Origin of the sequence: Hoeflea sp. BAL378, assembly GCF_000759435.1 — a bacterium.
GTDB lineage: Bacteria > Pseudomonadota > Alphaproteobacteria > Rhizobiales > Rhizobiaceae > Hoeflea.
Map to the genome: position 1 here is coordinate 65,014 of NZ_JRJG01000013.1, position 9,600 is coordinate 74,613.

Consider the following 9,600-nt stretch of genomic DNA (forward strand, 5'->3'; position numbering starts at 1 on the left):
AGGGATGAGCGCCTACAACGGCGAGAGGGCGCGGAGTTGGCCCTCGAAATCCTTTTTTCCGACCGGCACGCCTTGCGTACGAAGGATGTCGTAGGCGGTGACGGCGTGGAAGTAGAAATTCGGCATGAGAAACGACAGGAGATACGTCTCCGCGGTAAATGACGTCGTCTGCGGATCGACATGGATCCGGATGTCGAGTTTCTTGCCCGACCAGGCGTTGACCTCGTCTGGCGTGAAGTCCGCCAGGGCTGCCTCGGTATCGGAGATCCGTTTCCGCAAGGCGCTGAAGGGGACCGCTCCGACAAGGTCCGGCGGGTTGAAGGCGGCCCCGCTTCAGCGCGTCCAGTCCCCAGACCGAGTAATTGTCCACGCATTCGATCTGAAAGAAGAAGGGAGCCATATCCGGGTACAGGCGTGCCTCGACCAAGTCGTCAGGCTCTCTCCCGGTCGCGGAGCAATGAGCGACGGCCTTGTCGAGACAGGCGCCGATTGCGCGCACCGTCTGCAGGAACGTCGGCACGCTCAGATCGAAAAGCGACATCGTCATCAAGGGAACATATCCGTGCGGCCATGCCTGCGCAATTCCGGCCCCAGCAGTCTCCAAGGGCGCGGCGCCGCATAATGCAGGACGGTGTCCGTTGTGCCCGCAGGCATTCGGCGCCTCCCGTTCCCCGCCACGCCGGGAATTCGGTTTGCATCGCGGCCCCGCGCGGGTAGTTTGCATCGCGGCCCCGCGCGGGTAGAAGGAACCCGCCGCCGCGGAATTGCCCGAAATCCCGCCCGCCAACCCCCGAAGGACCGCCCGTGACCCCGCCCGACCGCATTGCAGAGCTGCTCGACGCCACGCGCGAGGCTTTCGCCGAAGGATCGCTGATCCGCCTCAAGCTCGGCGGCTATCACGGCCCGGAGGCGGAGCTGAAGTCGGTCGAGGTCAAGAAGATCGCCACCAAGGCGGGCGACCGGTATTCCTTCACCTACAAGTACAAGACCCGCGACACGATCAAGAATTACGAGGAAGCCGAGGCGCTGGCGTCTTTACGCGCGGGCCTGGCTGAGGAGTTCCGCAGCGCCCAGCTTTCGACCACGGGATTTGACCTGATGTTCGAGCGCAACGGCGCAAAGCAGCGCCTGAAGCGCACCGAGGCGGAGGGCCGCGCCGCGCCCTCGACCGAGCACAACCGCGCCAAGAACCGGCCGCTCACGGAAACCGGCAAGCCGTGGCTCGTGGCCCTCGGCCTTGCCGGCAAGAACGGCCAGATCCGCCATGACGCGCAGGACAAGTTCCGCCAGATCAACAAGATGGTGGAGATCTTCGCGCCGCTGATCGCCGGGCTGAGGTCCGAGCCGCCGCTGATCGTCGATATGGGCGCGGGCAAGGGCTATCTCGATTTCGCGCTCTATGATTACCTCGCCACCGTCGTCAACCGGCCCGTCCGCATCGTCGGCGTCGAGCTGCGCGCGCCGCTGGTCGCGGACGGCAACGCCACGGCGAAGGCTTCGGGGTTTGCCGGCCTGCGCTTCGAGGCCGGAACGATCATGGAGTTCGACGCTTCGGGCGCGGATGCGGTGATCGCGCTGCATGCCTGCGACACCGCCACCGACGACGCCATCTTCCAGGGCATCCGCGCCGGCGCCGCGCTGATCGCGGTGGCGCCCTGCTGCCACAAGCAGATCCGCCGGCAGATGGAGGCGGGGCAGGCGGACAGCCGGCTCGAACCGCTGCTCCGGCACGGCATCTTTCTCGAGCGCCAGGCCGAGATGATCACCGACACGCTGCGCGCCCTGCTGCTCGAGCTCCACGGCTACCGCACCCGCGTGTTCGAATTCGTCTCCGACGCGCACACGCCCAAAAACAACCTGATCGTCGCCGAAAAGGACGGCCGCCAGGGCCGCGACCGCGCCGCGGTGCTGGGCCAGATCGCCGAGATCAAGACGCTGTTCGGCATCGGCGAGCATTATCTGGAAGAGCTGCTGGAGCAGTGAGGTCTCTGCCGGTGGTGTCCCGTTCCGCTACCTGAAGAGCTGCAGGATCATGTCGGCCTGGGAATTGGCGATCGACAGCGACTGGATCGCAAGCTGTTTCTGCACCTGCAGAGCCTTGAGCCGGGTTGATTCCTCGGCCATGTCGGCGTCCACCAGCCGGCCGAGCGCCTTCCTGGAGACGTCGATCAGGGTCTTGGTGAAGGCTTCCTGCCGTTCGATGCCCTTGGCCTTGACCCCGAGCAAGGCATTGGCGTCGATCAGCTCCTGTTCCATCTCGTCCATGGCCTGCACCATGCCGCTCAGTTCGTCGGCCGTGGTGGTGGCGTCGAGCGTGATCTGCTTCGCCGTCCCCGAAGTCCCCGACCCGAGCAGGTAGAAGGTTTCCGCGGCCCCGCCCGCGGTTGTCACGCTGTGATCCCTGGTCAGCAGCCCGGCGCTGTCGTCGCCAGGATCGATCAGCGTCGTCTGGCCGGTGTCGATCTCGATGTAGCCGACGCTGGTGAAGCCGCCATAGTTCTTGATCGAGGCCGGCATGCTGACGGTGCCGGGCGAGCCGTAGAGCCAGTTCTGGCCATTGAACGACGAGCTCTGCGCGACATTGGCCAGTTGCGCCTTGAGCTCGTCCAGTTCCTTGTTGATCTTGGTCTTGTCGACGCCGGGTTCGCTGGCCATCACCAGCCTGGCCTTGATCTCGGCGACGAGGTCCACCGCCTGGCTCATGCCGGCGCCGGCGATATCGGTCATGGCGCGCGACAGGCCCAGCGTGTCGACGACGGCGCTCTTGGCCTTGATGTCGGAGCGCAGGGTGGTGGCGGTCGACCAGTAGGCGGCATTGTCGGACGCGTCATTGATCCTGAGCCCGGTCGAGATGCGCTTCATCGTCGTTTCCATCTGCGCGTCGATCAGCCTCAGCGTCGAGAGCGCGGTCATGGCGGTGCGGTTTGTGTGAATGCTGACCATCGGGCAGGCAATCCGGCGATGAAAAAAGTTTCGGCATGAGAAATCTACCTGCGATTGTAGTTCGCCATGCTTTAAAAAGTCTTAGCGCCCGAGAGTCATCGCCTGGTCGCGCCGGCCCGATGGCCTCCGCCGTTCCTTCGGGCGTCCTCTGGGCGCGCAAGGACCCATGGCGTGGCCGCCGGCCGCCGCGACGCCCGTGGGCGGCGATGGCGCGCATCCGCCGCTCACCCCCGGGCAAGCGGCGCGTGTCTTTCACTGATGTGAGAGAGGTCGCCCCCTACCGCATCCGGTCCAGCACCGCTTTCAGCGATTCGTCGGAATAGGGCTTGGTCAGGAGCACCGCGCCGTCGGCGGCGCCGTCGGGGATCTGGCTTTCGCCGGTGGCGAAGACGATGCCGACGCCGGGCCTCAGCCGCCGCACGCGGCTCGCCAGTTCGCCGCCCTTCATGTCCGGCAGGCCGACATCGGTGACCAGGATGTCGAAGTCCTGGGCTTCCGCCGCCACGAGCGCCTCGGCGGCCGTTCCCGCCTCGATCACGGCATAGCCCATGTCGCCCAGGATGTCGGCGGTGTTGACGCGGATCAGCGCCTCGTCCTCGACCAGCAGCACCGTGCGCTTGCGCGTCCCGGTCGCGGGGAGTCCCGGGCCGCTGGCTGCGGGCGCCGCCGCTCCGGCGCCGAAGCCCGGGGCCACGGCGTGCAGCCGCTGCCTCTGGTTGGCGATCAGATGGCGGATGCGGCCGTCGAGCGCCTCGCGGGTGTAGGGCTTGGACAGGAGTTCGACGCCGGCGTCGAGCTTGCCGCCATGGACGATGGAATTCTCGGTGTAGCCGGAGGTGAACAGCACCACCAGTTCCGGGTTCCTGGCCCGGGCGAGCTTGGCCATTTCCGGGCTCTTCAGCTTGCCGGGCATCACCACGTCGGTGAACAGCACGTCCACCTTCACGCCGCTTTCGATGACGGCGAGCCCGTTCTGGGCGTCGCGCGCGGTCAGCACCCGGTAGCCGAGGTCGGTGAGCGTCGCCACCACGGTGGCACGCACGTCGTCGTCGTCCTCCACCACCAGGATGGTCTCGGTGCCGCCCTTGGCCGGGCCGGTGACGACCGTCTCCTCCGTCTCCTCCTCGCCGAGCACGCGCGGCAGATAGAGCTTGACCGTGGTGCCGTGTCCCGGCTCGCTGTAGATGTTGATATGGCCGCCCGACTGCTTGACGAAGCCGTAGACCATCGACAGGCCGAGGCCGGTGCCCTTGCCTTCGGGCTTGGTCGAGAAGAACGGCTCGAACACCTGGTCGAGCGTGTCGGGATCCATGCCGGAGCCGGTGTCGGTCACCGCGAGCAGGACATATTCGCCGCTGCTGACATCCTCGAAGGCCGAGGTGTAGGTGTCGTCGAGCCGGGCATTGGTGGCCTCGATCGTCAGCTTGCCGGCGCCGTCCATCGCGTCGCGGGCGTTGATGGCGAGGTTGAGCAGCGCGTTCTCGACCTGGGTCGGGTCGGCCGAGGTGTTCCACAGCCCCTCGGCGACAACCACCTCGATGCCGATGGTCTCGCCGATGGAGCGGCGCAGCAGGTCCTCCATGCCGTGGATGAACCGGCTGACATTGATCACCTTCGGCTCCAGCGGCTGGCGCCGGCTGAAGGCCAGCAACTGGCTCGCCAGCTTGGCGCCGCGGTCGACGCCGGCCAGCGCGTTGTTCACCCGCTTTTCGCCGCGCTCGTTGCCGGCCACGTCCTTGGCCAGGAGCTGCAGGTTTCCGGCTACGACCTGCAGCAGGTTGTTGAAGTCATGGGCGACGCCGCCGGTCAGCTTGCCGATGGTCTCGAGTTTCTGCGACTGCTGCAGCGCCTTCTGCGACTGCAGCAGTTCCTCGGTCCGCTCGGCGATGCGGTGCTCCAGGTTGGCGTTGAGATCGGCCAGCGCCGCCTCGTTGAGCTTGGCGTGCTCGATGTCGGTGTTGCTGCCGACCCAGCGCCGCACCTGGCCGGCCTCGTCGCGCACCGGCGTGGCGCGGACGACGTGCCAGCGATAGGCGCCGTCATGGCGGCGGATGCGGAACTCCGTCTGGTAGACCTCGCCGGTCTGCACCGCCTCCATCCAGGCCGTGGCCGCGTCGGGCAGATCGTCGGGATGCACGATGGCGGTCCAGCCCTCGCCCTTGAGCGCCTCCATGGTCTGTCCGCTGTAGGTCAGAACCTGGTCGTTGAGCCACTCGATCCTGCCGTCCGGCCCGGCGGTCCAGATGTGGTTGAGCAGCGACTGCGACAGCGTGCGGAATTCCTCCTCGCTCGCCTTGAGCGCCAGTTCCGCCGTCTTGCTGGCGGTCGCATCGGTGAACAGCACGGCGACATTGTCGCTGCCGACGCCGTCGATCGGAAAGGCCTGAACCTGGAACCAGCGGTCGTCGAGTTCGCTCGCCGGATACTCGGTGTGGACCGGCTCTCCGGTGCGCGCGACATTGCCGTAGAGATCGAACCAGTGCTGCTCGTGGCCAGGGGCGATGTCGCGGCGGATCCATTTGCCGATCGGATCTTCGATGCCGCTGTGCCGGGTGAAGGCGTTGTTGGCCTCGACGAATTCATAGTCGACCGGATTGCCGTCCTCGTCCCAGATCATGCGGATGACGCAGAACCCGGATTCAAGATTCTGGAACAGGTTGCGGTAGCGCTCGCGCTGCGCCGCCGCATCGAGTTCCGCCTTGCGGCGGGCGGTGACGTCGAACAACACGCCCGGGAAGCGGTCGGGCTTGCCGTCCGTGCCCTTGACCAGCTTGCCCTGGGCCAGCACGTGCGACAGCGAGCCATCGGGCCGGCGCAGGCGGAACTCGCTCATATAGGCGCTGCCCGATTCGATGGTGCGGACGATGTCGGACGCCACCCGCGCCCGCTCGTCATCATGGATCCGGTTGAGGAACTCCTCGAGCGGCATGCCCTTTTCGGCCTGCTCGCGGCTGAGGCCCAGGTTCCTGGCGAAGCGGCTGTCGGCGAAGATCTTGTCTTCGGACACGTCCCAGTTCCAGGCGCCGATGATGTCGGCATTGGTCATGGTCAGGTCGAGCCGTTCCAGCAGATGGGTGATCTGCGAGCTGCGCAGCGCCACCACGCGGCCCTGGTCGGGCGTCGGCACGGAGACCGAATCAAGGTCCACCGGCCCGCTCGCGCTGACGAAGAAGCCCCGGTCGTCATAGATCTCGCTGAACGGGCGGCCGATGACATCCTCGGCCTTCCAGCCAAGCAGCCGCGTCGCGCCCTCGCTCCATCCGCTCACCAGCGCATCGGAATCGAGGAAAATCAGGGGGGCCGAAAGTGTTGTGTCCATTAGCTCTTTTCGCTCAAAACAAACCGTGCGCCGGGATCAACCTAGACCCTGGCGGCCGCATGGTCCTTAACATTTATTAACATACCCTCCGCCGAAGCCCAGATGGGTTTTTTAGCTGTTACCACGGCGGTTCGCGCCCCTCAATCCGGCGCCGGCGCGATCTCGCCTTCGACCCGCACGGAAAGGACGGCGCGAATGCGTCCCGACCGTCGCCGACGCGCGCCGGCCGCGCGCAGCCTGAAACATGCTGACATCTGCTGTCAGCATGGCGCATTCAGGGATCTGCATTTGTCCGGTCGCCCCTTCCTTTCGCCATCGACTCCGCCCATATTGTGGCCATGGCAAAATCCCCCGCGAAAACCTCCCGCCCTGACGGGCTCCCTTCCGATGACGCCGGCTTCGGCGGTTTCGAGGAAGCGCCGCAGCGGCCGCTGTCGGGCGCGCCGGCGTCCGCGCCGGGCTCGATCGCCGGCTGGGCCGCGGACCTGGCGAAGGAGGCCGAGCTCGACGCCGTCAAGGCGCGGCGCCAGGCGGAGAACCGCGACCTGCGGTCCAAGGCGGGCAAGCACCGGCTGAAGGCCGGCAAGACCGAGGACCGGTCGAAGCCCGGCGCCGAGGCGGCCTCCAGCAAGAAGACCGCCCGCGGCACCTCCATCGGCAGTTCCAACGATCCGCGCGCCCGCGCCGCCGCCGGGCTCAACGCCGTGGCCGGGCTCGACATCTCGGTGGAGGAGGCGGAGGCCTCGGGCGCCACCAGCGCCAACACCGCCACCGTGCAGGCGCTCTCGGACCTGATCGAATCCGGCAACCCGCTGTTCAAGAACGGCAAGACCTGGACCCCGCACCGGCCGGCGCGGCCGGAGAAATCCGAAGGCGGCGTGCCGCTCCGCATGGTCACCGGCTACAAGCCCGCGGGCGACCAGCCCACCGCCATCGCCGATCTGGTCGCCGGCGCGAACGAGAACGAGCGCAACCAGGTGCTTTTGGGCGTCACCGGCTCGGGCAAGACTTTCACCATGGCCAAGGTGATTGAGGAGACCCAGCGGCCCGCCGTGATCCTCGCGCCCAACAAGACGCTGGCGGCGCAGCTCTATTCCGAGTTCAAGAACTTCTTCCCCGACAACGCGGTCGAGTATTTCGTCTCCTATTACGACTACTACCAGCCCGAGGCCTATGTCCCGCGCACCGACACCTTCATCGAGAAGGAATCAACCATCAACGAGCAGATCGACCGGATGCGCCACTCGGCGACGCGGGCGCTGATGGAGCGCGACGACGTCATCATCGTCGCTTCGGTCTCCTGCATCTACGGTATCGGCTCGGTCGAGACCTACACCGCCATGACCTTCCAGATGCAGGTGGGCGACCGCATCGACCAGCGGCAATTGCTGGCCGACCTGGTGGCGCAGCAGTACAAGCGCCGCGACATGGATTTCCAGCGCGGCTCGTTCCGGGTGCGCGGCGACACGATCGAGCTGTTCCCGGCCCACTTGGAAGACATGGCCTGGCGGATCACTTTGTTCGGCGACGAGATCGAGAGCATCGCCGAGTTCGACCCGCTCACCGGGCAGAAGACCGGCGACCTCAAGAGCGTCAAGATCTACGCCAATTCGCATTATGTGACGCCGCGGCCGACGCTCAACCAGGCGACCAAGCACATCCGCGAGGAGCTTAAGCACCGCCTGGCCGAGCTCGAATCCTCCGGCCGCCTGCTCGAGGCGCAGCGGCTCGAGCAGCGCACCCGCTTCGACCTCGAGATGCTCGAGGCCACCGGCGTCTGCCAGGGCATCGAGAACTATTCGCGCTACCTGACCGGCCGCGCACCCGGCGAACCGCCGCCGACGCTGTTCGAATACATCCCCGACAATGCGCTGCTGTTCATCGACGAGAGCCATGTCTCGGTCCCGCAGATCGGCGGCATGTACCGGGGCGACTTCCGCCGCAAGGCGACGCTGGCCGAATACGGTTTCCGTCTGCCCTCCTGCCTCGACAACCGGCCGCTGCGCTTCGAGGAATGGGACGCGATGCGGCCCTCGACCATCGCCGTCTCGGCCACGCCCGGAAATTGGGAGATGGAGCAGGCGGGCGGCGTCTTCGCCGAACAGGTGATCCGCCCCACCGGGCTGATCGACCCGCCGGTCGAGGTGCGCCCGGCGCGCGCCCAGGTCGACGACGTGCTCGGCGAGATCCGCGCCACCGCGCAGGCCGGCTACCGCACGCTCTGCACGGTGCTGACCAAGCGCATGGCCGAGGACCTGACCGAATACCTGCACGAGCAGGGGGTGCGCGTGCGCTACATGCATTCCGACATCGACACGCTGGAGCGCATCGAGATCATCCGCGACCTGCGATTGGGCGCCTTCGACGTGCTGGTCGGCATCAACCTGTTGCGCGAGGGCCTCGACATCCCCGAATGCGGGCTGGTGGCGATCCTCGACGCCGACAAGGAGGGCTTCCTGCGCTCCGAGACCTCGCTGATCCAGACCATCGGCCGCGCCGCCCGTAATGTCGACGGAAAGGTGATCCTCTATGCCGACAAGATCACCGGCTCGATGGAGCGGGCGATGGAGGAGACCTCGCGCCGCCGCGCCAAGCAGGCCGAGTACAATGAAGCCCACGGTATCACGCCTGAATCGGTCAAGGCGCATATCTCCGACATTCTCGATTCGGTCTACGAGCGCGACCATGTCCGCGCCTCGATCGCCATCCCTGGGGGCAAGGCCAATGCCGGCGGCGAGGGCGCGCTGGTCGGCTCCAACCTCAAGGCGCATCTCGAAGCGCTCGAGAAGCAGATGCGCGATTCCGCCGCCAATCTCGACTTCGAGACCGCCGCGCGGTTGCGCGACGAGATCAAGCGCCTGAAGGCCGTCGAGCTCGACCTGATGGACGACCCGATGTCGCGCGATTCGGGCATCGAGAACACCAGGGCCAGCCGCAAGGCCGCGGCCACCGGCAAGCCGCAGCGGGGCCCGAGCAAGGAGCCCAACCCGGACATAATGCGCAACCGCGAATCGAGCTATTTCCAGAAGCCGACGCTCGACAACATGGGCCCCGGCACCGATCTCGAGAAACCGGCCTCCTATTTCCGCAAGAACGATCTCGACGAGATGACCGTGCGCCGCACCGAAAAGCCGCTGCCCGGCAATGAGCCGCAGAAACAAGCCGATCCGGTGCTCAAGCGCGCCAAGCCCGGCGCGGGAAGCTACGAGGACCCGGCCGACGCGGCGCGGCAGAAACGCCGACCCGGCAAGACGGGTAGGCCGGGGAGGTAGGCACGATATTGCGGACAGGTAATCTCCCCCCTTGCGGGGGAGATGTCACGAAGTGACAGAGGGGGG

The 9,600-nt window shown here is 66.5% G+C and carries 5 protein-coding genes and 1 pseudogene; 2 read left to right on the forward strand and 4 right to left on the reverse strand.

Annotated features, from left to right (window positions below; translation table 11 throughout):
- Window positions 1-12 precede the first annotated feature (12 nt).
- Window positions 13-279: a DUF1993 family protein gene (locus LL06_RS28385; protein WP_081963648.1), complete on the reverse strand. Its 267-nt coding sequence runs from the start codon at window positions 277-279 to the stop codon at window positions 13-15.
- Window positions 280-391: 112 nt separating this feature from the next.
- Window positions 392-724, reverse strand: a pseudogene (locus tag LL06_RS28460) (DUF1993 family protein); the annotation flags it as partial.
- 80 nt (window positions 725-804) lie between these two features.
- On the opposite strand from LL06_RS28460, the gene LL06_RS04320 reads away from it, so the two are divergent.
- Entirely contained in the window at window positions 805-1,983 is a 1,179-nt protein-coding gene (locus LL06_RS04320) for an SAM-dependent methyltransferase (protein WP_035522693.1), read from the forward strand.
- Between the two features lie 27 nt (window positions 1,984-2,010).
- On the opposite strand, the gene LL06_RS04325 is transcribed toward LL06_RS04320, so the two are convergent.
- On the reverse strand, window positions 2,011-2,943 hold the full coding sequence (locus LL06_RS04325) for a flagellin (RefSeq protein ID WP_035522696.1): 933 nt from the start codon (window positions 2,941-2,943) through the stop codon (window positions 2,011-2,013).
- A gap of 277 nt (window positions 2,944-3,220) precedes the next feature.
- Window positions 3,221-6,262: a PAS domain-containing protein gene (locus tag LL06_RS26275; RefSeq protein ID WP_052161204.1), complete on the reverse strand. Its 3,042-nt coding sequence runs from the start codon at window positions 6,260-6,262 to the stop codon at window positions 3,221-3,223.
- 338 nt (window positions 6,263-6,600) lie between these two features.
- Between LL06_RS26275 and uvrB the strand changes: the two genes are divergently transcribed.
- On the forward strand, window positions 6,601-9,534 hold the full coding sequence (gene uvrB / locus LL06_RS04335; protein WP_035522699.1) for an excinuclease ABC subunit UvrB: 2,934 nt from the start codon (window positions 6,601-6,603) through the stop codon (window positions 9,532-9,534).
- Window positions 9,535-9,600: the final 66 nt, after the last annotated feature.

Coding starts and splice junctions, on each gene's coding strand:
- LL06_RS04325 (WP_035522696.1), bottom strand. CDS start 2,943: ATGGTCAGCATTCACACAAACCGCACCGCCATGACCGCGCTCTCGACG.
- LL06_RS26275 (WP_052161204.1), bottom strand. CDS start 6,262: ATGGACACAACACTTTCGGCCCCCCTGATTTTCCTCGATTCCGATGCG.
- uvrB (WP_035522699.1), top strand. CDS start 6,601: ATGGCAAAATCCCCCGCGAAAACCTCCCGCCCTGACGGGCTCCCTTCC.